Source organism: Koromonas soli (genome assembly GCF_059726265.1).
Map to the genome: position 1 here is coordinate 3,135,781 of NZ_AP040872.1, position 22,789 is coordinate 3,158,569.

At 57.6% G+C, this 22,789-nt stretch carries 22 protein-coding genes; 10 read left to right on the forward strand and 12 right to left on the reverse strand.

Translation table 11 applies throughout. The annotated features are described in order from the left end of the window. Position 1: 1 nt before the first annotated feature. Positions 2-1,066 carry a type III polyketide synthase gene (locus AC6IY8_RS13705; protein WP_497775085.1) on the reverse strand — a complete coding sequence of 355 codons (1,065 nt, stop codon included), beginning with the start codon at positions 1,064-1,066 and terminating at the stop codon, positions 2-4. A gap of 361 nt (positions 1,067-1,427) precedes the next feature. On the opposite strand from AC6IY8_RS13705, the gene AC6IY8_RS13710 reads away from it, so the two are divergent. From AC6IY8_RS13710 to AC6IY8_RS13735, 6 genes are all read left to right on the forward strand, one after another. Next, positions 1,428-1,622, forward strand: coding sequence for a hypothetical protein (locus AC6IY8_RS13710; RefSeq protein WP_497775086.1), 195 nt, complete (start codon positions 1,428-1,430; stop codon positions 1,620-1,622). Positions 1,623-1,684: 62 nt separating this feature from the next. Next, positions 1,685-2,446 carry an iron-containing redox enzyme family protein gene (locus AC6IY8_RS13715; protein ID WP_497775087.1) on the forward strand — a complete coding sequence of 254 codons (762 nt, stop codon included), beginning with the start codon at positions 1,685-1,687 and terminating at the stop codon, positions 2,444-2,446. Beyond that, positions 2,443-4,710, forward strand: a complete 2,268-nt coding sequence (locus AC6IY8_RS13720; protein ID WP_497775088.1) for a protein kinase domain-containing protein — start codon at positions 2,443-2,445, stop codon at positions 4,708-4,710. Before AC6IY8_RS13715 ends, AC6IY8_RS13720 begins: the two co-directional genes overlap by 4 nt. Before the next feature lie 2 nt (positions 4,711-4,712). Further along, positions 4,713-6,383 carry a S53 family peptidase gene (locus AC6IY8_RS13725; RefSeq protein ID WP_497775089.1) on the forward strand — a complete coding sequence of 557 codons (1,671 nt, stop codon included), beginning with the start codon at positions 4,713-4,715 and terminating at the stop codon, positions 6,381-6,383. 58 nt (positions 6,384-6,441) lie between these two features. Continuing rightward, entirely contained in the window at positions 6,442-6,993 is a 552-nt protein-coding gene (locus AC6IY8_RS13730) for an RNA polymerase sigma factor (RefSeq protein ID WP_497775090.1), read from the forward strand. Continuing rightward, complete coding sequence (locus AC6IY8_RS13735) at positions 6,990-7,736, forward strand: anti-sigma factor family protein (RefSeq protein ID WP_497775091.1); 747 nt, start codon at positions 6,990-6,992, stop codon at positions 7,734-7,736. Before AC6IY8_RS13730 ends, AC6IY8_RS13735 begins: the two co-directional genes overlap by 4 nt. 10 nt (positions 7,737-7,746) lie before the next feature. On the opposite strand, the gene AC6IY8_RS13740 is transcribed toward AC6IY8_RS13735, so the two are convergent. From AC6IY8_RS13740 to AC6IY8_RS13760, 5 genes are all read right to left on the reverse strand, one after another. Then, entirely contained in the window at positions 7,747-8,172 is a 426-nt protein-coding gene (locus AC6IY8_RS13740) for a c-type cytochrome (protein ID WP_497775092.1), read from the reverse strand. A gap of 13 nt (positions 8,173-8,185) precedes the next feature. Then, a complete protein-coding gene (locus tag AC6IY8_RS13745; protein WP_497775093.1) occupies positions 8,186-8,680 on the reverse strand; it encodes a heme-binding domain-containing protein in 495 nt (164 codons plus the stop codon). A 7-nt stretch (positions 8,681-8,687) separates the two neighbouring features. Beyond that, positions 8,688-9,590, reverse strand: a complete 903-nt coding sequence (locus AC6IY8_RS13750; protein WP_497775094.1) for a metallophosphoesterase family protein — start codon at positions 9,588-9,590, stop codon at positions 8,688-8,690. A gap of 281 nt (positions 9,591-9,871) precedes the next feature. Beyond that, positions 9,872-10,513 (reverse strand): cytidylate kinase-like family protein, encoded by a 642-nt coding sequence (locus AC6IY8_RS13755; RefSeq protein ID WP_497775095.1) that lies wholly within the window; start codon positions 10,511-10,513, stop codon positions 9,872-9,874. A 129-nt stretch (positions 10,514-10,642) separates the two neighbouring features. Next, positions 10,643-11,941, reverse strand: coding sequence for a 4Fe-4S dicluster domain-containing protein (locus AC6IY8_RS13760; RefSeq protein ID WP_497775096.1), 1,299 nt, complete (start codon positions 11,939-11,941; stop codon positions 10,643-10,645). A 233-nt stretch (positions 11,942-12,174) separates the two neighbouring features. Here AC6IY8_RS13760 and AC6IY8_RS13765 point away from each other — a divergent pair, with 233 nt between their 5' ends. After that, positions 12,175-13,857: a glycosyltransferase family protein gene (locus tag AC6IY8_RS13765; protein ID WP_497775097.1), complete on the forward strand. Its 1,683-nt coding sequence runs from the start codon at positions 12,175-12,177 to the stop codon at positions 13,855-13,857. A 61-nt stretch (positions 13,858-13,918) separates the two neighbouring features. Here AC6IY8_RS13765 and coaA read toward each other — a convergent pair whose 3' ends face one another. Then, complete coding sequence (gene coaA, locus AC6IY8_RS13770) at positions 13,919-14,905, reverse strand: type I pantothenate kinase (RefSeq protein WP_497775098.1); 987 nt, start codon at positions 14,903-14,905, stop codon at positions 13,919-13,921. A 228-nt stretch (positions 14,906-15,133) separates the two neighbouring features. Here coaA and AC6IY8_RS13775 point away from each other — a divergent pair, with 228 nt between their 5' ends. Then, the gene (locus tag AC6IY8_RS13775; protein WP_497775099.1) at positions 15,134-16,465 is read left to right on the forward strand and encodes an MFS transporter; all 1,332 of its coding nucleotides are present in this window, start codon (positions 15,134-15,136) and stop codon (positions 16,463-16,465) included. A 355-nt stretch (positions 16,466-16,820) separates the two neighbouring features. On the opposite strand, the gene AC6IY8_RS13780 is transcribed toward AC6IY8_RS13775, so the two are convergent. The 4 genes from AC6IY8_RS13780 to fabZ all read right to left on the reverse strand — a co-directional run bounded on the left by AC6IY8_RS13780 (position 16,821) and on the right by fabZ (position 20,458). After that, positions 16,821-18,113, reverse strand: a complete 1,293-nt coding sequence (locus AC6IY8_RS13780) for an amidase (protein ID WP_497775100.1) — start codon at positions 18,111-18,113, stop codon at positions 16,821-16,823. 33 nt (positions 18,114-18,146) lie between these two features. Continuing rightward, entirely contained in the window at positions 18,147-19,022 is an 876-nt protein-coding gene (locus AC6IY8_RS13785; protein ID WP_497775101.1) for an LpxI family protein, read from the reverse strand. Between the two features lie 144 nt (positions 19,023-19,166). Beyond that, complete coding sequence (gene lpxA, locus AC6IY8_RS13790; RefSeq protein ID WP_497775102.1) at positions 19,167-19,943, reverse strand: acyl-ACP--UDP-N-acetylglucosamine O-acyltransferase; 777 nt, start codon at positions 19,941-19,943, stop codon at positions 19,167-19,169. Then, positions 19,943-20,458, reverse strand: coding sequence for a 3-hydroxyacyl-ACP dehydratase FabZ (gene fabZ / locus AC6IY8_RS13795; RefSeq protein ID WP_497775103.1), 516 nt, complete (start codon positions 20,456-20,458; stop codon positions 19,943-19,945). The genes lpxA and fabZ overlap by 1 nt, the downstream gene beginning before the upstream one ends. A gap of 161 nt (positions 20,459-20,619) precedes the next feature. On the opposite strand from fabZ, the gene AC6IY8_RS13800 reads away from it, so the two are divergent. Beyond that, the gene (locus AC6IY8_RS13800; RefSeq protein WP_497775104.1) at positions 20,620-21,777 is read left to right on the forward strand and encodes a M20 family metallopeptidase; all 1,158 of its coding nucleotides are present in this window, start codon (positions 20,620-20,622) and stop codon (positions 21,775-21,777) included. A 124-nt stretch (positions 21,778-21,901) separates the two neighbouring features. Next, positions 21,902-22,078 carry a twin-arginine translocase TatA/TatE family subunit gene (tatA, locus tag AC6IY8_RS13805; protein ID WP_497775105.1) on the forward strand — a complete coding sequence of 59 codons (177 nt, stop codon included), beginning with the start codon at positions 21,902-21,904 and terminating at the stop codon, positions 22,076-22,078. A gap of 41 nt (positions 22,079-22,119) precedes the next feature. Here tatA and AC6IY8_RS13810 read toward each other — a convergent pair whose 3' ends face one another. Next, positions 22,120-22,755, reverse strand: a complete 636-nt coding sequence (locus AC6IY8_RS13810) for a Maf family protein (protein WP_497775106.1) — start codon at positions 22,753-22,755, stop codon at positions 22,120-22,122. Positions 22,756-22,789: the final 34 nt, after the last annotated feature.

Sequence of the window (22,789 nt, forward strand, 5' to 3'; positions counted from 1 at the left end):
CCTACCAGCGCAACAAGACGAGTTCCGCGCAAAAGCCTGGGCCCATGGCGGCGAGAATGGAGTAGCTGCCAGCGGGCGGACGGCGCTCGCGCACGAATTTCTCGAGAACAACCAGAACCGACGCAGAAGATAGGTTGCCAACTTCACGCAGCGCTTCCCACGAGGCATCGAGGGCGCCTTTGGGCAACTGCAGGGCTTCGGCAGTCGCGGCCAAGACCTTGGGACCGCCGGTATGCATGATCCAGCTATGCACGTCGTCCTTGGTGAGGCCGTTGTCTCGAAGAAACGTGCAGACGTCGTGTGCAAGATGCTCGTACACCATGTCGGGAACACTCGGCGACAGCACGATTCGAAAACCCTTTTCGGAAATATCCCAACCCATGACGTCTTGGGTGTCGGGGTAGAACGAAGAACAGGTCGCAAGCACCCGCGGCCCCGCGCACTGCAAATCCGAACCAGCCACGATGACGGCCGCGGCTCCATCCCCGAATAAGGCGGACGAGATGAGATTTGCTATGGATAGATCATCGCGCTGCCAGGTGAGGGAGCAGAGTTCAACTGAGATCAGGGCCGCAGCCTGGTCGGGAAAGGCGCGGACATAATCAGCAGCGCGAGCGATGCCCGCGGCTCCAGCAACACAGCCCAACCCGAAGATGGGAATGCGCTTGACGTGCAACGGCAACTTGAGGCGGTTGATAAGACGCGCATCGATCGAGGGACTGCAAATGCCGGTGACGGATACGAAGAAAATAGCGCCGATGTTTCCCAGGTGCAGGCCAGCGTCGTCAACCGCTTGCACAAGAGCTTGCTCGGCCAGTTCTTCGGCGGCCTCGATCCACTGATTGTTGGCCTTGCCCCAGGTGTCCATGGGCAAGTAGCAGTCCAGCGGAAGAACGAAATGACGCTGCTCGACGCCAACACGCGACATCATGCGGCTCAGGTATCCGGGGTTGGGCACTTTGTCGTCCCATTGTGCCTTCAACGCATCGGCAACTTGTCTCTGGCTGAAGCGGTACCTGGGGTAGGCTGTGGCTACTCCGCTGATGCGTATGGCAGTGTCTTGCAACTGGATGCCCCCTGTAGATATGGATGTTGCGAATACTTCAAGGTCGGTAACGATGATGTAAATTCTGTTACAACAAGCAACAAACGATATCAGAACTCCCAGCCAGAATAGTCACCTAATCCTAAGGTGCCAGAAGTTGTATCCGCGTAACGGAAATTTGACAACCATCGTACGAGTGACATATAAATCACCACCTCGGGACGGCTTTTTGCCGACCGCATCCGTGTCTCTGGCCCCTCGGAATCTCAAAAGCAGTGAAGATGAGGAGCTTGCTTCACCATATCTCCTTCATCTGGCGAAGACTTGTTGTTCGTTTTAACGATTCATCCGGAATCTTTCTACAAGCACAGGAGGTTACGAGTTGGCCGACGCACAAGCGAAAGTGAAGAAGCTCGAAGAGGCTGGAATTCTCGAGAGCAAGCATTTCACCGCCGAAGAAATCGCGATGATCGACAAGATCGATGATGAAGAGATCGAGGTACTGATTCGGCTTCGCAAGAAGTTGGGCCCCCCAGCCGAAGGCCGGCACCACATTCGACCAAACTTCATTGTTTAAGACATCCCGCAAGATGTTTCCCAGGCTGGAGATTTCTGCTGCCTGGTACAAGATGGTGGCCCGTGAAGAGAGTTGCCACGCGGTGTAGCTCGCGGAACTCACGACTGGATACGGCCGAGGGAGCTCACACTTCACTCGGCTCCATGTTGTGGCTGAAAATCACTCTTTCACAACGGCTGCTGAATCAGGCAGCACAGCAGTTCTGGACCGGCACACAGGTTGCCACGGTCTTCCCGTCGTTTCTTCTCGATCTCTATTCCATCGTAAGCTGCAGCGTTCCACTAATGCGCGCAGCCCACGAGCGCGCGCTTGAACTTGGCTCGAAGGATCGGCTGGCGGCTGTGACTGAGGCGTACCTGGAAGAGCATATCGCGGAAGAAACTCACCACGATGAGTGGCTGCTTGATGACCTGGTAGCCAGTGGCATGGAACGTGACAGGGTGCTCAAGAGACATCCCAGTGCTGCGGTGGCAGCACTAGTCGGTGCGCAGTATTGCTGGATCCGACACGCGCATCCCGCAGCAGTGTTCGGCTATCTCGCCGTCATCGAAGGCAATCCGCCTTTGCCCGAGCATCTGGACGAAATTCAAGATCTTACGGGCTACCCTCCGGAGACATTCCGTTGCCTGCGCCAGCATGCGGCGGAGGACGTCGCACATCTGAAGGAGTTGCACGAGACAATCGTGGCCCTCCCCTTGAATTCACAGCAGGAAGCGCTAGTCGTTACGAGCGCATACGCAACGGTCGAGGGGTTGATGCGCATCTTCGATGACCTGAAATCAAGAACTCCCAGAGTAGAATGCAGTAAAGGAGAGCTTGGTTGACCGAAGGGACCGTTGCGCATTATCGAGTACTCCACGAGCTGGGACGTGGAGGCATGGGAGTGGTGTGCAAAGCCGAAGACGTACGGCTGCGGCGCATGGTCGCCTTGAAATTCCTTCCGAGCGAACTGGTGCGGGATCGCACCCGACGCGAACGATTGTTGCGCGAAGCTCGCGCAGCTTCCAGCCTCGATCATCCGAACATCTGCACCATTCATGAGGTGGAGGAAACTCCCGACGGACAGATCGTGCTGGTGATGGCCTACTACGATGGCGAAACGCTGTCGTCGCGCATCCAGCGCGGGCGGATGGAACTGGAGTCGGCAGTCACTGTGACCCGCCACATTCTTTGCGGGTTGCGGCATGCGCATGAACGCGGCGTAGTGCATCGCGACATCAAGCCATCGAATGTGATTCTGACCGCGACGGGCGAAGTGAAGATCGTGGACTTCGGATTGGCGAAGCTTGCGGATGCCAGCGAGTCACTGACGGAAACTGACGCGCTGTTGGGCACGGTCGCCTATCTGCCGCCTGAACTCATTCGTGGCGAGCCAGCGGATCATCGCGGCGATCTATGGTCGTCAGGCGTGGTCTTCTATGAAATGCTTGCCGGCCGCCCGCCTTTTGCAGGAGCAAATAATTACGTCGTGCTGCACGCAATCACGCACGATGAAGTTCCGTCGGTCCTGCTATCTCGTCCAGAGCTGCCCGCCGCCACTCACGACGTACTGCTGCGCGCTCTTGCGAAGGATCGTGCGCTGCGATATCAGAGTGCGGACGAGTTCTTAGTCGACCTCGACCGCCTCGTAGGGGCACAGCCCTCATCTGGATCGGCGAGTTCAATCACGGCAGCGACGGGCACCACTGCCGAAAAGTCGATCGTCGTACTGCCCTTCTCGGTTCTGGGCTCCGACGCGCAGGGAGAGGTGTTCAGCGAAGGGCTGTTTGATGAAGTCATCACCGATCTCTCGATGGTCGCGAACCTGCGAGTGATTTGTCGCACGTCTGCCATGCGCCTGAAAGGCGGGACAGATAACCTGCGAAAGCTCGCCACCGACCTCAAGGTGCAATACGTCATGGAGGGCGCGGTTCGCACGAGCGGCAACACACTTCGAGTGACGGCAAAACTGATCAATCCCGCTACGGATTCGATGGTTTGGGCAGATAAGTTCTCTGGAAGCCTCGAAGACGTTTTCGCGATTCAGGAAAGCCTTTCGAGAAAGATCGTAGGGGCGCTCAGACTGAAGCTGAGCCCGACCGAATCGCTGCGTTTGGCGGACAAGCCGATTCAGGATATTCGCGCATATGAGTTCTACCTGAAGGCAAAACAGGAAATCCTGTCTTACTCTCGCGAAGGGCTTGAACGCGCGCTCGAGTATCTTGCGCAGGGAGAAAAAATCATCGGCGAAAACGTTTTGCTGCTCTCCGCTGCGGGGCAAGTGCACTGGCAATATGTGAACGCCGGAATTTCAACCGATCCGGAACATCTTGAGACGGCGGAACGGTGCGCGCGACGCATTCTGGAGATCGACGAAAAGTCAGCCCACGGAATTCGGCTGCTGGGGCTTGTCGAAGTGGCACAAGGCAAGACACAGGAAGCCGTGCGGTTGCTGAAGAAATCGCTGGAGAAGAATCCGAACGATCCGGACACACTGAGCTGGCTTTGCGCTATCTGCAGTCTGAGCGGCAAGGGCTATGCCGTGAAGTCAATGGCGCAAAGATTGATTGATGTCGATCCATTGACAACCATGTGGCAGATGGTTCCCGGAATTGTGGCAACGCTCTCTGGCGAGTTTGGACGAGCTCTGGCGCCCTTTGAACGCGCATTGGAGAGCGATCCGCAGAACGCGATGCTGCGCCTGGCACGAGGACAGATCCTCGCGCTCAATGGCCGAACAGCTGAGGCAATCAGTGAGTTAAAACAGCTCGCGCAAGACGCCCCCGAGAATTTCTTCGCGCAACTCGGCAGGTTCTACGCACACGCGCTCAGTGGCGACAAAGAGTCTGCGCTCGCGTGTCTGGATGAAGACTTGAAATCGGCTGCGGCTTCAGACTTGAACTACGCGTGGATTACGGCACAGGGACTCGCGATGCTGAACGAACGCGACGCGGCCATGGACTGGTTGACCATCGCAGTAAATCGAGGATTCATCAACTATCCGTTGCTGAATCACCTGGATCCGTTCCTGGACAACTTGCGCGGCGAAGCCGCATTTCGCGAACTGATGCAAAAGACGCGGGAACAGTGGGAAGCCTTCGAGGTGTGAGCATGGAGCGAAGTGAAGATGCGCGCACAGGGCGAACGAAACTACACAGCCATGCGCATGCTCCACTTGCGGGCGAGAAGAAGATAGGCAGCACAAATCCCGACCTCAAGCTCGAAGTTACGGTTCTTCTACGGCGACGCAAGGAGTTGCCGGATCTTCACACCGCGCTCGGTTCCCGGCCGCTGCATGAGCGTAAGCATCTCACACAAGAAGCATTCACAGAGACGCACGGCGCGGACCCATCGGACATTGAGCAGGTGCGGCGATTTGCTGCTGAACACAATCTGCGAGTCCTAAGCACCGACAACCAGCGACGCGCAATGGTGCTATCAGGAAGGGCTGCGGATTTAGAACGCGCTTTCGATGTGAAGCTCGTCGAGATGCAGCACTCTCGCGGAGCACATCGCTCGACCCAGGGAGAAGTCAGCGTTCCGCACGAACTAGGTGATGTTGTACGAAGCGTGCTCGGGCTGAACACACGAAGCTGTGCGCGGCGTCCTGGAGTTCACCACCCAAACACAACCAAGCCTTTCTGGACAGCAACGGAGATGGCTCAGGCATATGGGTTTCCGTCAGGATTGAATGCGTCAGGACAGACCATTGCGCTGATCGAACTCGGCGGCGGATACCACGAAGAAGATCTGCGCCAGTTCTTCGAAGGCCTGAAGCGTCCGATGCCGGTAGTGCAGTGCATCTCTGTCGATGGCGCGAAGAATTCGCCCGCGCCGAAGGAGCATATCCGACAGTTTCTGGATGCGGTGGAAGGCAAGCGCAAGCTCTCCGAGGTTCCCGCCGAGGTGCTGGCTGCGGCGCAGTGCACCGTGGAAGTGACGATGGACACTGAGCTTGCTGCGGCATTTGCTCCGGGCGCGAAAATTGTGGTCTATATGTCTCCGGCGAATGAGCGGGGCATTTATGAAGCGGTGAGCCGCGCGATTGCGGAGAAACACTCGCTTCCGGCTGCGATATCGATCAGTTGGGGAGAACCCGAGGAAGACGTCTCTCGCGCATACCTGCACAGCATTGACGAAGTACTGCGTGACGCAGCCATGCTGGGAGTCACGGTTTGCGTGTCCTCTGGCGACGAGGGCGCGATGAATGGCGCGCAAGATGGCGAGCCCACAGTTAATTTTCCGGCGAGCAGTCCTCATGTGCTCAGTTGTGGCGGTAGCACGGTGGAAGGCGCGAGCGAGAAGCTTGTTACGGAAGCAGTCTGGAATTGCATGCTGCACGGCATCCATGGAGCGACGGGCGGAGGCGTGAGTCGCAGATTCGAGCGTCCGGAGTGGCAGCGCGACCACCCGGTTCCCCCGAGCCCTGTCGGCAAGGCCGGACGTGGAGTGCCCGACGTTGCCGGCCCTGCGGACCCGCATCGCGGCTGTGCGATTTTCGTGGGTGGAGATGTGTGTGCCTCGGCTGGAACCAGCGCAGTCGCTCCGCTGTGGGCAGCACTGATTGCATGCGCCAACTCTCGCCTGGGGGCGCGTGCAGGGTTTGTTACGCCTCTACTCTACAATCTCTGCGTGGCTGGAACGAGCACTGCCAACAGCAAACCCTTTCGCGACATCACAGAAGGCAACAATGGATTCTACAAGGCAGGCCCGGGCTGGAATGCCTGCACCGGCCTTGGCTCCCCGGTCGTAAACCTGCTCCTGGATTCTTTGCGGAAGTAGTCGCTGACCCTGATTTTTCGGGAATAAAATCACTCATCCTGAGTTGGCATATAGAGCCGTGGCCGACGTTCATAGCGATTCCGGAACATTCGAAGAGCTCGTGATGCCCTTGCTGCCGCGGCTTTACAACTTCGCGCACTGGCTCACGCAAGATCGCAGCGAGGCTGAAGACCTGCTACAGGAAGCGTGTATGAAGGCACTCAAGGCATTCGATTCATTTCGGCAAGGAACAAATTTCCGCGCATGGATGTACCGCATTGTGCGCAATACTTTTCTGACGACACGCACCGGACTCAAGTCGGCCCCACTGTCACTCGATGATGACGAGCACGAGCATACGGAACCAGCGACAGGCACCACGCCGGAATCGATTTTCCTGGCCGGCCTGGACCAGCAGGCGATTCAACGGGCACTGAAGAGTCTCTCTGTCCCTTACCGCGAAGTGATTCTGCTGTGCGATTTCGAGGAGATGAGCTATCAGGACATCTCGGAGACATTGGCAATCCCGATCGGGACTGTGATGTCCCGACTGTCGCGCGCACGAAAAGCGATGCGCGAGATGCTAAAGGTCGCCGGGCTTCGAGGCGTTTCGCGAGGTACACAGCAATGACCTGCGAAGAGGTATGCCGCAAGCTGGAACCCTATCTCGATAAGGAGCTCCCGGCCGATGAACTGGCCAACATGGAGTTTCACATGCGCAGTTGTGCGGGATGCTCCACCCAGGCGCTCGGCATGCTACAGATGAAGAATGCAGTGCGCGAAGCCGCAAATCGATACCGCCCATCCCCCGAGTTCCGACTGCGGCTTGAGCAGAGCATGCGCCCGCGTCGCAAGATTTCGTGGGTTCCAATTAGCGTTCCGAAACTTGTTCCTGTCGCGGCAATGGCCGTGCTTCTGATTGCGGCGACACTGTTTGTTAATTGGCGGATGCAGCGCGAGCGAGCGTTCACGGAGATTGCGGATTTGCATGTTGCTACGCTGGCCAGCGCGACTGCGGTGGACGTAGTATCGACCGACCGTCATACGGTGAAGCCTTGGTTTGCCGGAAAATTGCCGTTCACATTCAATCTTCCTGAGTTGCAGAACTCGCCGTTCGCACTGGATGGAGGCCGCGTTGCCTACTTCCAGCACAACTCGGGGGCGCACCTCATATACTCCATTCGCAAGCATCGCATTTCGGTGTTCATCTTCCCTGACTCGCAGACGGTGCCTACGACGAGCAGTGCAACGCGGCTGGAGTTTCATATTGAATCATGGAGCGAGGGCGGGTTGCGCTATTACGTTATCAGCGACGCTCCGGCCTCCGACGTGCATGCCCTCAGCACGCTGCTGAGGGATGCAAATCGGAGTTGATCGACACTTATCAATGTCCGTTGGTTGTGGTGTTCTTCTGTACGGGAGAAATCATCTTGAGGTAGCGAATGATGTCGGCTCGCTCATCCGCCTTGGGAACGTGAAAGTCCATCTTGTTATCGGCAACAACTGAATCGGTGTCACTCAGCCAGCGTTCCAACTGCGGTTCATCCCAAGTGAACTTCGCGGATTTCATTCCGGATGAATAGTCGAAGCCCGGTGCTGTGCCCACCTGCCTGCCGAAGACATCTCCGAGTCGCGGCCCCTCTTTGTTGCGGTCGAGGGAGTGGCATCCGGTGCAGCGCTTCTCAAAAAGCTGCTTGCCGCGATCCGTATCGCCGGTGGATTGACTCTCGCAGAGTCCGGTCAAAGTCGTCACGAGTAGGAGTCCAATCGCAACTGCACCGGCCTGACGCTTTCCATAACATCGAATCATCTACTCTCTCCAGTCATTGTGCTTCCTGACGCAGCAGGCTTTTGCGCTCTGCTTTCGCCCAGTTTTGAATGTGTTGGCGCTCCTCGGCGGTGAGGCGCGCGTGCGGATGGAGCAGAAGATATTGCTTCATCGGCATCTTGCCATCGCGCACCTGGGTTGCAATCTTCGACAGCAGATCGATGCGGCTTTCAATTGCATATCCCTCCCAGCGCGAGAGGTTCAGGTGCTCGCGCCCCTCATGGACATCGTGTTCAACGAGCCATGAAGCGGGCGCAACCCTGCTGTAAATCGGCCATTCGGTGCGCTCGGAATGACAATCTCCGCATTTGCGGGCCAGGGTTTCGCGAACGTCATCGGGGACGGACGCACCCGCCAGGATGGGATGATTTGTGGCAGGTGCGCGCAGATTGCCCCAGGGATGCACCGTCGACAGCGCGGTAAGTGTGAGGGGCAGCAGCCCCGCTCCTACCCAAAGCGCGGTGCCAAGAAGTCTTGATCCAGTACGCATAGGTCCGCTACTCTGCCCCGGCGTGCGCCGCGTTGCCACCAGCCAGCGTGGAATCCACAACCGCCAGTTGCGCTTTCTGCGGAACGAAGTGCACGTCTGTAAGTCCGAGCACGCTTTGCAATTTCTCGGCCGGAACTTTCATCGGTCCGGCGGAAGGCGCTGCGCCCGGTGCGGGTTGCGGGAAGGCCGTGGACATCGCGGTATGGAAGCTGATGTTGCCTTCCACCTTCTGCATGACTTGGTGGATGTGACCGTTCAGGACTGTGAGCGAGCCAAAGCGCTTCAGTGTACTAAGTGCTTGCGCACTATCCTCCGTGCTCCAACCCCACTCGGGATACACGGCCCAGAGCGGAATGTGCGCGAAAAGAACAATGGGGGTACTGCTGCCAAGATCGGCGGTGTCCTTCTTGAGCCATGCAAGTTGATCGGCTCCCAGCTTCCCCATCCCCTCGAGTTGCACAACGTTCACCAGGCCTACGAAGTGCACGCCCTTGTGATCGAAGCTGTACCAGCCGTTTCCGCTGGTGCCTTTTCCGTATCGCTCAAGGTAGAGCTTGCCGTCATCGACTGAGGTGTCGTGTTCTCCGGGAACATAGAAGATCTTCTTCCGAGTGGCCGACAGAACTTGATCCATGGTGTCGAACTCGGCAGGCTTTGAAGTGTGCGACAGGTCGCCGGTGTGGATCAGGAAATCTGGTGTGTTCGGCGACGCCTGGATCCTGTCCACGGCTTTTTGCAGCGTCGCGGTCACGTCCGTATTGGCCGGCTTATTGAAACCGATGTGGCTGTCGCTGATTTGTATGAAGCTGAAGTCTTCGGCCTTTTGGCGGGGCGTGGTCGCACCAAAAACCCTGGAAACTGGAACGCCGCCTATGAAGCTCCACACAATTCCGGTCCCGGCCCAGGCCATGCATTCAAGAAATCCTCTGCGGTCAATGCCGTCCGAGGATGCCACTTTCCTGGAATCTAAATATCGCTCGTGCTCGTTGTTTGCGCTGCGCATGATTCTCCTTTCATAGCGCGTCTAAGAGACGCGTGATGACGAGAACCAATGCCGCAAAGGTTTATTCCCTAAATTGCGCTTAATTGTTTACTGGAAAATAGACGCGCGACTCTGCCTGTAACAAAGACAGGCAGAGTCGCGGTATTGAATGTGAACAGCGCGGGGTAAAGCAGCGCTGTTCGAGGCGGCTAGACGGCTAGCTGCCTTTCGCGCTCTTTGGCGGAGATGCGCACCTCATTGACGACCAACTCTGCGCAGGAATCGATGCCAATCGTACTATTGAGGCACATGTGATACAGGCAGCGGTCGGCAGGATTGCAGCCATAGTAGTCCTGCGTATAACGAGCGCGCTCGGCGTCCATGCGGCGCAAAAGACCGTGCAAGTCCTTCTCATCCGGATGCCGGATTTTCATTCGTTCCAGCTTTTCTACCATTGGCGCATAGATCATGACGTGCAAAGCCCGAGGGTCCCTGCGCAAAACACATTGCGAGCTGCGTCCTACGATGACGCAGTTCCCCGTTTTACCGCCCTCCTCGATCACTCGCGCCGTGAACTGCTGCAATGAGTCGCGATCGACGCCCCCATCGGCCACGCCGCCGATATACACTTCCGGCCCGCCATGCTTGAAGCCTGAGAGGACACGTTCCCACCAGGCGACACATTGCTCATCCGCTTTCTCGGCCCACTTGCGATCGAGTTTACCCATGGCGGCCACGCGCTCGATGATCTGCTTGTCCAGGAACTTCCAACCGAGCAACTCTGCTACCCGGCGTCCAACCTCAGCGCCGCCGCTGCCGTACTCTCTTGCGATGGTCACAACGTTGAACATAAATTCCTCCCTACTGCCGTGCTCTGCTGGCCGCTGCTCCAGTCCAAACTTCGATGAACTCAAGCTCCACAAATGATGTTCGCAAGGTTCAAAGATCCTGAAAAAGAGCTCCTGACCAGCTCTGACAGTCTAATCTTGCCTGTGCGTGAACTCATGGTTCGCCAGCAGGTATTCAAGATAACGTGATTTCATCTGCGTACTCGCCATGGCCCGCTTTAGTGGTGGCAGCTTCAGTATTACCCCCAGAATCGCCGCCATTGCCCGATGGCTGAACAGGGCGCGATTGTCGAAAATGAGGTCCTGCAGCTTCCCACGCTCGATCGCCATCAGAACCGTGCGATGTGCCGTATTGACCGGGGTGATCACGCGGCTTGAACGTGACCGCAACTTTGCTGCCCCCGGCGTGCGGCATTGCCGTACGCATACGCCGCAACCAAGGCACAGCTCTTCGTTCACCCGTGCCTTCTTGAGCTTTGGACGCTTCGGGTCGGCTTTGGAGACCAGGCTCATGGCCTCCACCGGACAGGCCTCGACACAACGGCCGCACCCGGAGCACTGTTCCGCGTTAATGTCTGGCAAAAAATTGGTGGTGGCGATGGGATGTAATACGGCAAATCGCTTGGCAGCCAACATGGCCTCGCAGCAGCAACCACAGCAGTTGCAGATGAAGGCCACCTGCTCGCGAACGTTCTCCCCGAATTGGACCAGACCGTGCTCGATTGCCGATTGCAGTAGCTCGAGGCCTTCGCTCGCGTCCACGCGGCGCGCAATACCGTGCTTGATCAGGGAATTCGCCGTGGAACTGAAGGTCATGCAGATATCCATCGGCGCATTGCAGGCGCGATCTAAATGCTGCATCTTGTGCCGGCAATAGCAGGTGCCAATGGCGATGTGCGATGCGCTCTTTACTACTTCGGACGCGCGTTCGTAGTTGAGTACGTGCAGCATGTTGTCAGACGCGAGGGCAGGTTCATTCACGAACACTCGGCCTAGTTGCGTCTCGCCTCCGGCGAAAAGTGCACGAACGAAATCCTCTTCGACGTTGAGGTACTGGTAGAACAACTCTGCCAGCAACTGCTGATCGTAGCTATTTCCCAGGCGCATCATGGAGAACTCGAAGAAGCCCGCCATGGGCGGCGGCAGGACGAAGGCTTGCTCGCCATATATCTCAAGGTCAACCATCATGCCTCGTGAGGCAAGACGGTCGAGTATCGAACGCGATTCGGCTTCGGTCTTCTTCCAGATGCGCGCTGCGGTTTCTACGTTGAATGGCTTGATGGGAAGGAGCGAGACCAGTTCAGCTTCTTCGGGCGAGAAAAGAACTTGCAGGATTTGGAACAACAGTTCTGTAGGTGGCGCTCCCAGCGGAAAGCGATTCAACCTCTCGGAAAGCTTTCGATAATTCTCGCGTGCGGTCTGGTGCGACATTGCCGCTCTCCTTTCCGCCGGAACCATGCGCCGCAGACCTCATCGAGACCGGCTGCTCGCGACACAACATAATGTGATACCCCCATTTTCGCCAGCTTGCAAGCAGGTTGCGCGCCAAGGGCGGAAAGCATGGTTGTTGCAAGCAGCTTTGTGATGCCTCTCCAGCCACGTAGAATGAACTCCGACCGCCTATGTCCAGCCGCAACCTAAAATCAACGAGCTTACTTAATGCAATGATCGGCGCAATCCTGTTCTGCGCGACGGCGGCCTTCGTCCTCTGGCAAAACGCTCACCTGACGATACTTTGGGACCTGAGCTACATTCTGGAAAACGCCACTCGAATGTCGCTGGGGCAGATTCCTTATCGCGATTTTCCCTTTCCATACGCGCCTCTGACGTTTGCCTTACAGGGGGCAATTATCAAGCTGTTTGGGCGGGAAGTGCTCCACCATTACCTCTACGCCTCGGTAACGGCAGGGATTGCGACGGTCCTGACCTGGCGCATTCTGCTTCGAGTGCTTGGCCCTTCTCAACTTCCGCAGCGGCTGGTTGCATCGTTGCTTTCGCTGCCGCTTGTGTTTCTCGGAACCAGCAGCATTCTTCCGATCCCGTTTTATGACTCCGACTGCACGCTGTTTATATTGTTCTGCGTCTGGCTGCTGCTGCGTCTAGAGGCGGCGGGGTACCCACCGCTGGCAACGTTTGCCTGCGGAATGCTGGTTGCAATTCCACCGTTCATCAAGCAAAACACGGGGCTCGCTTACCTGCTGAGTGTGTGCGTGTGCTTCGTATATCTTGCGATCCGAAAAAAGAGAGGGTGTGCGGTACTTCTCGCGGGAGCGGGTGTTGGGTTAGCCGCAATACTCACGGTAATCCAGATGACCGCTGGCCTCGGGAACTACTATCACTGGACGATACAGTTTGCTGCTTCGCGCCGCCTGCCCGGGCTCTCGACTATGCTCGCCACCTACAAGGACCCGGCACTGATCTGGATTTTCGTGGTGTTCGCGATGGGCTTGGGTGCTTGCTTCCTGCTTGGGAAAAGAGCTGCATTCTCTTGGGCGGCGGTTGCGCTGATGGCGTTACCGTTTCTGTGGGCTGTGGTGGAATTGCTGCGTCAGCAGGATGCTTCTGATCGCGTCGAAGCCCTGCTGCATCTGTGGCCGCCGCTGCTGGCCACTGCATTACTCATAGCCCTCTATAAATTGCCCCGCGCCCACGCTTTTGCGCAATTGTGTCCCATGGTTGTACTAGGTGTGATTCACGGCGCGTTTCTTTCGCAACAGCTCTGGGGATCGACCTATGCGCTCTGGCCCCTGCTGATGATCCTGATCGCAACGATCCTCGTCGCGCTCAGCAATGCTAGTCATCGCAAAGAAGATTCCGACAAACAATACGGAAATTCTTCACTCCCGTTCACCGCTCTCGCAGTGCTGATCTCAATTACGCTGCTCATCACGGGTGCGTATTATGCGGTGAGCCACGAGCGCCTGGATTACGCCGATCTCACGGGCGATACCCTGAACCACAGCAGCCTGCAACCACTGCACGGTCTTGCAATGCGCGGCAACTGGCTACCGGATTTCGAAGAGCTCGTCGCATACTCCGACCGCGAGATCCCGCGCGAGCAAGCTATCCTGATGCTTCCGGGAGAAGACCTGTTCTATTTCACAACAGGGCGTGTGCCGAGGTTCCCGGTGGTGATGATGGACAACACCGTGAATCCTTACTCAGCCGCACAACTCGTTGAACTGGCACGTCAGCAGAATGTGCAATGGCTGGTTGTGAAGCGCACGTTGCAGCTACAGGAGGACCCTACGCCGTTCCGTTCGCAGTTCCTGTCGCTTGCCGAACGGAAGTTTGAACCAGTTGAATCGCTGAACAACTACGATGTCTATCGACGCAAGCACGAGTAGGGTTCGACTACAAACAAGAAGGCCGAAGCCTCAGCCCCGGCCTAATCATTCAACTCATACCCTAGACGCGCCGTAGCCAAACTTCCTGCACGCGGTGATCGGGACCCTTCTGCATCACCACTTGCGCTCGCTCCCGCGTCGGCGCCACGTTCGTCACCAGGTTCAGCAGGTTGATGCGTTCCCAGATGTTCTCGGCAAAGGCCTTTGCCTCCTCCTCGTCCAGATTCGCATAACGGTGAAAGTACGAGCGGGGATTCCGAAAAGCCGTGTTCTTCAGCAACATGAAACGTTCGAGATACCAACGCCGGATGCACGACTCCTCGGCATCCACATAGATTGAGAAATCAATCAGGTCGCTGGCAAAAAGCATTGGCGAGCGTCTTCCGCTGAAGGGATTCATCTGCAGCAAATTCAGGCCTTCGAGGATCAATATCTCCGGGCGCCGGATCTCCAGATATTCATTAGGCACGATGTCATAGCTGTCATGCGAGTACACGGGCACCTTCAGCGTCTTATCACCCTGCCGCAAGGCCACCATGAAGTCGAGCATCTTGTGGACGTCGTAGCTTTCAGGGAAGCCCTTTTTCTCCATCAGCCCCCGCTCTTGCAGCACTGAATTGGGGTAGAGAAATCCATCGGTGGTCACCAGTTCCACGGAGGGATGATCAGCCCAGCGAGAAAGCACCTGCGCCAGCACCCGCGAGAATGTGCTCTTGCCTACTGCGACGCTTCCAGTGACGGCGATAATGTAGGTGGGACGCAGGCTTGGGCGTCCGAGAAAAGCGTTCTTCACCCGCCCCAACCCATTCACCATCGCGATATGGATATTCAACAGTCGCCCGAGCGGAAGATAGATCGACTCGACCTCGTCCAGCGATACAGGATCGTTCAATCCTCTCAGGGAGTCCAGATCCTCATCGCTGATTTCCAGCGGCATGTTTGCCCTGAGCTGTGCCCATTGTTCGCGGCTGAACTTGTCATAAAGATGCGGAAACATCTTGTGCATCTCGTCAGCGTTTCGACTATGAGCTGTCTTGCCGTTCGCCATCGAATCCCCTTCGCTCGTCAATTGCTTTCGTCGGATGTACGGTGCAATCCTGCCGTTGCTAGTGTAGGGCACCAGCGCTGTTCCGCGCCACGTACTCAAAAAGGCGCAACACGCTCGCATATTGTTAAGCGTCAACCTGCTAGAACACGCTATAACAACAAAGAATAAGCCCATGCTCAACGCTAGGTGCGCCAAACTCACGCCAGTTATCATCTAACCGACTGAACCATGCCTGCTGATCCGTCGATTCCGCGCTGGCGATTTCTTCTGCGCGCCCTGGAACATCGAAATTACCGTCTCTTCTTCAGTGGCCAGAGCCTGTCTCTGATTGGCACCTGGATGACCCGCATCGCGACCAGTTGGCTGGTTTACCGGCTCACCGGCTCGGCTTGGATGCTTGGAATCATCGGATTTCTCGGACAAATTCCAACTTTCCTGCTCGGCCCCTTCGCAGGAGTGTGGGTGGACCGCTGGAGCCGACATCGCACGCTTGTGTGGACGCAGGTTTTCTCGATGGTGCAGTCCTTTGCGCTCGCTGTGCTCGCCTTCAGCGGACACATCGCAATGTGGGAGGTCGCCCTCCTTAGCGTTATGCAGGGCGTCATCAATGCTTTCGATACGCCGGCGCGCCAGGCATTTCTGATCGAGATGGTCGGAGATCGCGCTGTGCTCTCGAATGCGATCGCGCTCAACTCCACGATGGTTAATGCCGCGCGGCTGCTAGGCCCTTCGATCGGCGGGCTTATTATCGCCAAGTTCGGCGAAGCATGGTGCTTCGCGATCGATGGCTTCAGCTACGTGGCGGTCATCCTAAGCCTGTTGCTCATGTCCGTGGCTGCCGCAGCGCCTCGTCATCATGAAGAGGAAAATCTCTGGCGCGAGTTGGCGGAAGGCTTCAGCTATGTTTCGGGCTCGGTACCGATGACGTCGATTCTGCTGTTGCTGGCCATCGTGAGCCTGGTCGGCATGCCATACTCCGTCCTGCTGCCGATATTTGCTTCGCAGATCTTTCAAGGAGGGGCCCACACGCTGGGCCTTCTGATGGCCGCTACCGGAGTTGGAGCACTCACCGCGGCACTCACCATGGCAGCTCGGCGATCAATCATCGGTCTGGGCCGGCAGATCGGAATTGCCGCCACGCTCTTCGGCAGTGGGATCTTTGTGTTTTCCCTCTCTCGCAACTTGCCACTGTCGCTACTGATGCTGCTGATCACCGGCTTTGCCATGATGCAGCACATGTCTGCCAGCAACACCATCCTGCAGACCATCGCCGATCCGGACAAGCGTGGTCGGGTGATGAGCTATTACACAATGGCCTTCATGGGGATGACGCCGTTCGGTTCACTCTTTGGCGGAGCAATCGCCGCGCGCTTTGGAGCACCCCGCGCCCTGACCATTAGCGGATTGATCTGCATTGCGTCAGCAGCGACTTATTTCGCCGTACTTCCTTCTATCCGGCGGGCGCTGCGCCCCATCTACATCGAGTTGGGAATCCTGCCGCAGATGAACCAAGCCATCAACTCCGCGTCCAACCTCGCTTCCGATAGCGCTCCACAATAAAAAAGGCCACCGGACGCCCGATGGCCAAGTCGCAGAGTTCAGAGCTTAGAAGTGCTTCCCAAAGAATTCTTGAACTGTCCCGGGGCCGCCTTAGCCAGCACCCGAACACAGGCAGGACCGGAGTCCCGCACTTCGATAGCTCACAAAGGTGGTATGCAAATATGTGTCCATCTCGGATGAATTGTTTAGGTGATTGAAAAACCGCATCTTACCTGTTGTTAGGAGAAGAAGACGGATTGCGATTCTATGGAAAGCAGAAAGATGCGGCGGGATTGTCTCCGCTTTTCAGTAGATTCACTTAAGCCTGTATAACTTTTTGGATACAAGATCCTGATTGATCCCGCAACATCCGACTTCAAACCAAGAGCGCGCGCTCCAGTTCCCTCGCCGCACTCAGGACGAGCCAGTCCTTTCCCCATGCTGCGCTCAACTGCACGCCGACCATACGGGCACAGGGGACGGAAATCGTCGGCCAGCCGAGCACGTTTAGCGGTCTCGTGTTGCGAAGCATTTTCAACTCAAGTACCCGAGCATCAGGCCCCTCGATCTCCTCCACCGTGGGCGGCAGGATTGGCGACGTAGGCGTGAGCAATATATCGATTTCCGGTACGCCCGCTCGATTCCTCTCTCGCATAAGTTCCAGCCAGCGCCGCGCCTCGACATAGGTTTCGACCGCGACTTTCTTGCCATTCACGATGCGTGGCAGCGTGCGCGGATCATACAGACCGCTGTGTTCGGCAACCATCTTCTCGTGGTAAGCCCAGCTCTCGGCATTGCTGGCCTTGCGGTCTTCGCTGACCTCGATTTCTACGTCCTGCAGTGTCCACCCAAGTCGTCGCGCGGCATTGAGTGCCTGCTCAAAGCCTGACGCCACCTCGGGCGCCAAGTCATCGCAGAAATATTTGCGCACGACACCGCAGCGCAATTGGGTTGGAGCACTCCACTGCGCAGGTTCGCCGGCGAGCACGGTAAATAGTTCGCCAGCATCCTCCACAGTGCGTGCGAGCGGTCCCACGTGATCGTAGGAGAATGCAAGAGGAATGACTCCCGCAGCGGGAACGACGCCATAAGTTGGCTTGAACCCGACTACGCCGCAACAAGCCGCTGGCAGCCGGATAGAGCCTGCCGTATCGGTTCCGAGTGCTCCAAAGCACATTCCTGCTGCAACGGAGGCGGCCGACCCGGAGGACGAACCTCCGCAAACTCGGGTGGGATCGAGCGGATTTCGCGCGGCACCGAAGGCACTTACGACCCCACTCCCGCCATAGGCGAACTCATGCAAATTGGTTTTGCCGATGAAAATTGCGCCAGCCTGACGCAAGCGGCGCACGCACTCGGCATCAGCCTCCGCCGGAAGCGCGTTCTCAAGGACATGACTTGCGGCGGTCGTGCGCATTCCGCGCACGTCGATGAGATCCTTGATGGCGAGCGGAATGCCGCGCAATGGACCTTCGACAGAACCAGAGTCCACGACGGCGGCGGCCCGGAACGCCTCCGCCGACGCGACGCTGATGAATGTGCGCAGATCATCGTTGTCGGCCGAGATCGTTTCCAGGCACTCGCGCACGACTTGTACGCATGAGGTTTCTCGGCGATCCATGGCTGTCCGCAGTTGGACCAGACTTCGGAATTGCGATGAGTTCTTCATCTGGATGTCACTCCGGCTTCACAACTCGTCAAACTAGCTGCGCATGGGCCCAGGGTGATGGTGTACGGTTGGCTCCTCGGCAACGATGGCGATTTCCGCATCATTCGCTGCAGCGATGACTCGTTCGCGATCAAGCATGAGGCACTTGTTGGCGTCTAGCGCGAGGCAGCTTGCACCGGCCTTCACCATGGTCTCAATCGTGTGGATGCCAACCACAGGAACGTCGAAACGCATGTCCTGATTCGGCTTGGCCACCTTCACCACGGTCAAGGCGCGGCTCAAGGTACTGGCCTCTCCGTGCAGGCTCTGCATCAGCGTGCCCGCACGCAGGATGGCTTCGTCTGTGCCTTCCATGGCTTCGATGGCTACACAGGCGGCCTCGGCGATCACCACTGTCTGTCCGATGTCGAAGCGCGCGACATGATGGGCCACGGCGCGCCCATAGGTGATGTTCGTCTGCTCCTGATCGTTTGGAGCGCGGCGCGTGAGCACACCGGCCTGCGCCAGCATCGGCTCAAGTAAGCTGGTCGAGTTCTGGAGGTGGATGCCTTCGTCACCAAGTACCTTGGCGACGGCCCCAATCAACGAATCCGTGTTGCGGGTAGCGAGGCTCATCAGCAACTTTGCGAGCTTCCAATCCGGCTTGATCGAACTGAAGATCTGCTTGTGCTTAACCTGCCCGGCCATAATGGCTTCGCTGACGCCTTCCTGCTTAAAGGTCTCGATCAGCTTGCCTAACTCACCCAGAGAAAGCCAGTGCACGGCGGCCGCGCCACGCTTCTCGATGGCCGCATCTGTTTCCTCGCGAATGGCCGCGACAACTACCTCATAGCCCTTTGCCCGCGCAGCATCCAACACCAGAAACGGGAACTTACCATTGCCCGCAATCAACCCCAGCCGTGCACCCATTCGTCTCGCTCCCTTCGGAGTTACCCGTTACACAATAAAGCCGGAGCATAAGCCCCGGCGAAACTATCGTCCACTCTTACTCTCAACTCAAGTCCAGAATTTCTCGTTGTCGCCCGAAACAGGCCGAAAACACACTTCGAAATTCTACTTAAGAACCCCGCGCTCGCTCTTGCGAATGAAGTCGACGAGCATCTGCACGTCTTCAGACATATCGCCGTCGCTTTCAATCCGCTCTAGCGCTTGCGTGGTATTCAGCTTGGCGGCCAGCAAGAGCCGGAAAGCTTTCTGAATCTTGCGCACGCGCTCTTTGCTGAATCCGCGGCGCTCCAATCCTACGGAGTTTGCGCCGTAGGCATGCACATCGCGAACCGCGCTGGTCTTCGAGAACGGCATTACGTTCTGCGTGATCGTCGTTCCACCACCGATATAGGAGTGCGCTCCAACGGTCACGAACTGATGCACCGGGCACAGCGCTCCGACAACCGCCCAGTCCTCCACGGTGACGTGTCCGGCCAGGGTGGCTGCGTTGGCCATGATGACGTTGCTTCCGATGTGGCAATCGTGCGCAATATGGGCGTAGGCCATGATCAGGCAGTTGGAGCCGATCGAAGTCAGCCCGCCGCCCTTCACTGTACCGCGATGGATCGTGACATATTCGCGGATCTCGTTGTTGTCGCCCATCTCCAGCCGCGTCGGCTCGCCTTTGAACGACAGGTCCTGCGGCCCCATGCCGACCACCGCAAAGGGATGAATTCTGTTTTGGCTGCCCATCTTGGTTGGCCCGGTCAGCACCACATGCGACATGAGCTCGCAGTGCTCGCCAAGTTCCACGTCGGGTCCGACTAGGCAGAACGGTCCAATCGTGCACGATTCGGGCACATGTGCTTTCGGGTCCACCACCGCGCTTGGATGAATCGCCATTACTCTGCCGCCGCGTCGTCAGACTTCTTGATTCTGACCAGCTGGCACATTACCGTCGCCTCGCAAACCTTCTTGCCGTCCACGGTGATGATACCTTCCATTTTCACGGCCAGCGTGCGCCAGTTGATCACATTGACCTCAATGCGCAGCTGATCGCCGGGGATGACCTGGCGGCGGAATTTCGCGCGATCGATCCCTGTAAACACCGTCAGCATCTCGCTGCGGTTTGGAATTTCGGTCATCAGCAGTGTGGCGCCCGCCTGCGCGATCGCCTCGATCATCAGCACGCCCGGCATAATGGGATTTCCCGGGAAGTGGCCACGGAAGAACTCTTCGTTTGCCGTCACGTTCTTGATGGCGACGATGTGCTTTGTCCGCTCCAACTCGATCACGCGGTCGATTAGCAGAAAAGGGTAACGGTGAGGCAGTATCTTCTGGATGGCAACGCTGTCGAGGGGCAACTTCTCCAGAAATTCAGGCGTAAGGGTGGCGTCAGGACTATGGAATTCGCTCATTGAACTTCCCGTGGATTGGTGAATAGAAGTATAGCAGCCAGTGTTGCTTGGGACGAAACGCCAATCGGCTCGCTCAGTTCGTCAAAAGCTTGAGAACGCGCTTACGATGATCAGCTTCGTTTCAAGTTCTATGCAGGCCCGGCGTACAATCCCAAGTCACGATGCCGAAGCGCTCATCATCGCCGCTGCTTCACACTCTCACCGGCCAACTCCCCGAGATGGTGGCCACCCTTCGCCGATACGTCGAGCAGGAGTCACCATCGAACTCGCCCGAAGCTGTCGCGGCACTCGTATCACTCATTTCGTCCGACTTTGCCTCGCTCCCGGCACGGATGACTCAACATAAGCTTCCCGGCTATGGCCCGGCACTGCGGATCGACATCTCCGGCCAACGTCGTGCGTCACGTCTGCTGTTGCTCGGCCATACCGACACGGTGTACCCGCTCGAGACACTACGCAGCATGCCTTGGCGGGAGAATAGCGGCCGCGTCTACGGCCCCGGCGTCTTCGACATGAAGGGCGGGATCATGCAGGCCCTGTTTGCCCTGCGAGCTCTCGCCTCCCGAGGCCCATTGCCCTGCCCCGTCACCCTGCTGCTGGTTCCAGATGAGGAAATCGGCAGCCCCGCTTCACGTGGCATTACGGAGAAGCTTGCACTGAATTCCAAGGCAGTCCTCGTGCTGGAGCCGGCATTTGGTCCGAAAGGAGCCTGCAAGACCTCCCGCAAGGGCATTGCCCGCTACACGGTGAGAGTTCATGGACGAGGCGCTCATGCGGGACTCGATTTCGAACGTGGAGCCTCGGCGATTACGGAAGCTGCGCGGCAGGTGTTGGCCGCGGCTGCGCTTTCGCGGCCCGAACGCGGACTCACCCTGAATCCGGGCGTCATCTCAGGGGGCACGCGCCCCAATGTCGTAGCCGATTTTGCAGAATTTTTGGTGGATGTGAGGTTCCTCACAGCGTCCCAGGCAGCCCGCGTAGATGCTTGTATGCACAAGCTGCAACCGAATGATCGAAGATGCCGGTTGGAGGTACTGGGCGGAGTGGAGCGAGGGCCTTTTCAGCGCTCTCCCGCGACAGCGCGCCTTTACCGGATGGCGGCTCAGGTCGCCGATCAACTCGGGTTTCACCTCGACGAGGCGGCTGTTGGGGGAGCCTCGGACGGAAACCTTACCGCTGCCCTGGGTTTACCGACGCTTGACGGCCTCGGCGCCGTGGGTGATGGAGCCCACTCGATGGGTGAATACGTGTTAGCTCGGGAGATGCCCCGCCGTAGTGCTCTGTTGGCGGAACTAATAACAACTCTGGCTAAGTCTTAAGGGGTTTCATCCTTTGACGAGGCGTAAGACGTAACCTACACTTATACAGAATGCACAGCCTGCAGGTGGAACGATCCGTTCCGAAAAACCTCGAACAGTCTGAGCGAAATGGAGAATACACACAATGTTCGGTGGAAAAATTGGCGTTCCGGAACTGCTCGTCATCCTCGTGATCGCGCTCATCATCTTTGGCCCCTCGAAGATCTCTGAGCTGGGTAAAGGCCTCGGCGAAGGCATCAAGAACTTCAAGAGCGCCGTGAAGGATGGGGAAGCGACCCCGGCCGAGCCTGAAAAGAAGTAGTTCGGCGCCTTTTCACGTCAAGTTTCGTGGAACGCGCCTCGCTACCTTGTGAGGCGCTTCCGGTCCGCAATCTGGCCTAACGTTTGCCGTAGCGTGTGCTCGCTGAGTGCCTCTGCGCGTTTGAGCACGCTGCCTAGCCGGGCCACCGGCAGTCCCACCACGTTGAAATAACACCCTCGTATGCGCGGAATCCACATGGAAGCTCTGCCCTGAATCGCATAGGCTCCGGCTTTGTCCATGGGCTCGCCTGTCGCAACATAGGCTTCGATCTCCTCGGAGGTCATGGTGGCGAACTCTACCTCGGTCACCTCCGATGCAACTTCCGAGTCCATAACACCTTCGGCGTTCCAATAAGCCACGCAGACACCAGTGGTCACTTGGTGCGTACGCCCACTTAGGGAACGGAGCATCCGCCTCGCGTCGTCGGGGTCCACCGGCTTGCCAAGACTTACACCCTCGACCACAACCGTGGTATCCGCACCCACGACCAGCGCATCGCGAGGAGAGGCCTTGAGCACTTCCAAGGCCTTCTCGCATGCTAAGCGTTTCACGTACTCGAACGGGTCTTCCCCCGGAAGCAGGCTTTCGTCCACTTCGGCGGGACGGACGTCAAACTCAAATCCGGCGTTGCGCAACAGTTCTGCTCGTCGTGGCGACTGTGAGGCGAGTATCAGCATGTCTTCATTCTACGCAACCTTCCTCCCACGTTCG

What these genes read in the sequence shown, in the direction of transcription:
- AC6IY8_RS13810 (WP_497775106.1), bottom strand. Translation starts at nt 22,755, where the DNA reads ATGCTGATACTCGCCTCACAGTCGCCACGACGAGCAGAACTGTTGCGC.
- tatA (WP_497775105.1), top strand. Translation starts at nt 21,902, where the DNA reads ATGTTCGGTGGAAAAATTGGCGTTCCGGAACTGCTCGTCATCCTCGTG.
- AC6IY8_RS13760 (WP_497775096.1), bottom strand. Translation starts at nt 11,941, where the DNA reads ATGTCGCACCAGACCGCACGCGAGAATTATCGAAAGCTTTCCGAGAGG.
- AC6IY8_RS13785 (WP_497775101.1), bottom strand. Translation starts at nt 19,022, where the DNA reads ATGGGTGCACGGCTGGGGTTGATTGCGGGCAATGGTAAGTTCCCGTTT.
- AC6IY8_RS13765 (WP_497775097.1), top strand. Translation starts at nt 12,175, where the DNA reads ATGATCGGCGCAATCCTGTTCTGCGCGACGGCGGCCTTCGTCCTCTGG.
- AC6IY8_RS13780 (WP_497775100.1), bottom strand. Translation starts at nt 18,113, where the DNA reads ATGAAGAACTCATCGCAATTCCGAAGTCTGGTCCAACTGCGGACAGCC.
- AC6IY8_RS13775 (WP_497775099.1), top strand. Translation starts at nt 15,134, where the DNA reads ATGCCTGCTGATCCGTCGATTCCGCGCTGGCGATTTCTTCTGCGCGCC.
- AC6IY8_RS13755 (WP_497775095.1), bottom strand. Translation starts at nt 10,513, where the DNA reads ATGTTCAACGTTGTGACCATCGCAAGAGAGTACGGCAGCGGCGGCGCT.
- fabZ (WP_497775103.1), bottom strand. Translation starts at nt 20,458, where the DNA reads ATGAGCGAATTCCATAGTCCTGACGCCACCCTTACGCCTGAATTTCTG.
- AC6IY8_RS13725 (WP_497775089.1), top strand. Translation starts at nt 4,713, where the DNA reads ATGGAGCGAAGTGAAGATGCGCGCACAGGGCGAACGAAACTACACAGC.
- lpxA (WP_497775102.1), bottom strand. Translation starts at nt 19,943, where the DNA reads ATGGCGATTCATCCAAGCGCGGTGGTGGACCCGAAAGCACATGTGCCC.
- AC6IY8_RS13800 (WP_497775104.1), top strand. Translation starts at nt 20,620, where the DNA reads ATGCCGAAGCGCTCATCATCGCCGCTGCTTCACACTCTCACCGGCCAA.
- AC6IY8_RS13750 (WP_497775094.1), bottom strand. Translation starts at nt 9,590, where the DNA reads ATGGCCTGGGCCGGGACCGGAATTGTGTGGAGCTTCATAGGCGGCGTT.
- AC6IY8_RS13745 (WP_497775093.1), bottom strand. Translation starts at nt 8,680, where the DNA reads ATGCGTACTGGATCAAGACTTCTTGGCACCGCGCTTTGGGTAGGAGCG.
- coaA (WP_497775098.1), bottom strand. Translation starts at nt 14,905, where the DNA reads ATGGCGAACGGCAAGACAGCTCATAGTCGAAACGCTGACGAGATGCAC.
- AC6IY8_RS13735 (WP_497775091.1), top strand. Translation starts at nt 6,990, where the DNA reads ATGACCTGCGAAGAGGTATGCCGCAAGCTGGAACCCTATCTCGATAAG.
- AC6IY8_RS13740 (WP_497775092.1), bottom strand. Translation starts at nt 8,172, where the DNA reads ATGATTCGATGTTATGGAAAGCGTCAGGCCGGTGCAGTTGCGATTGGA.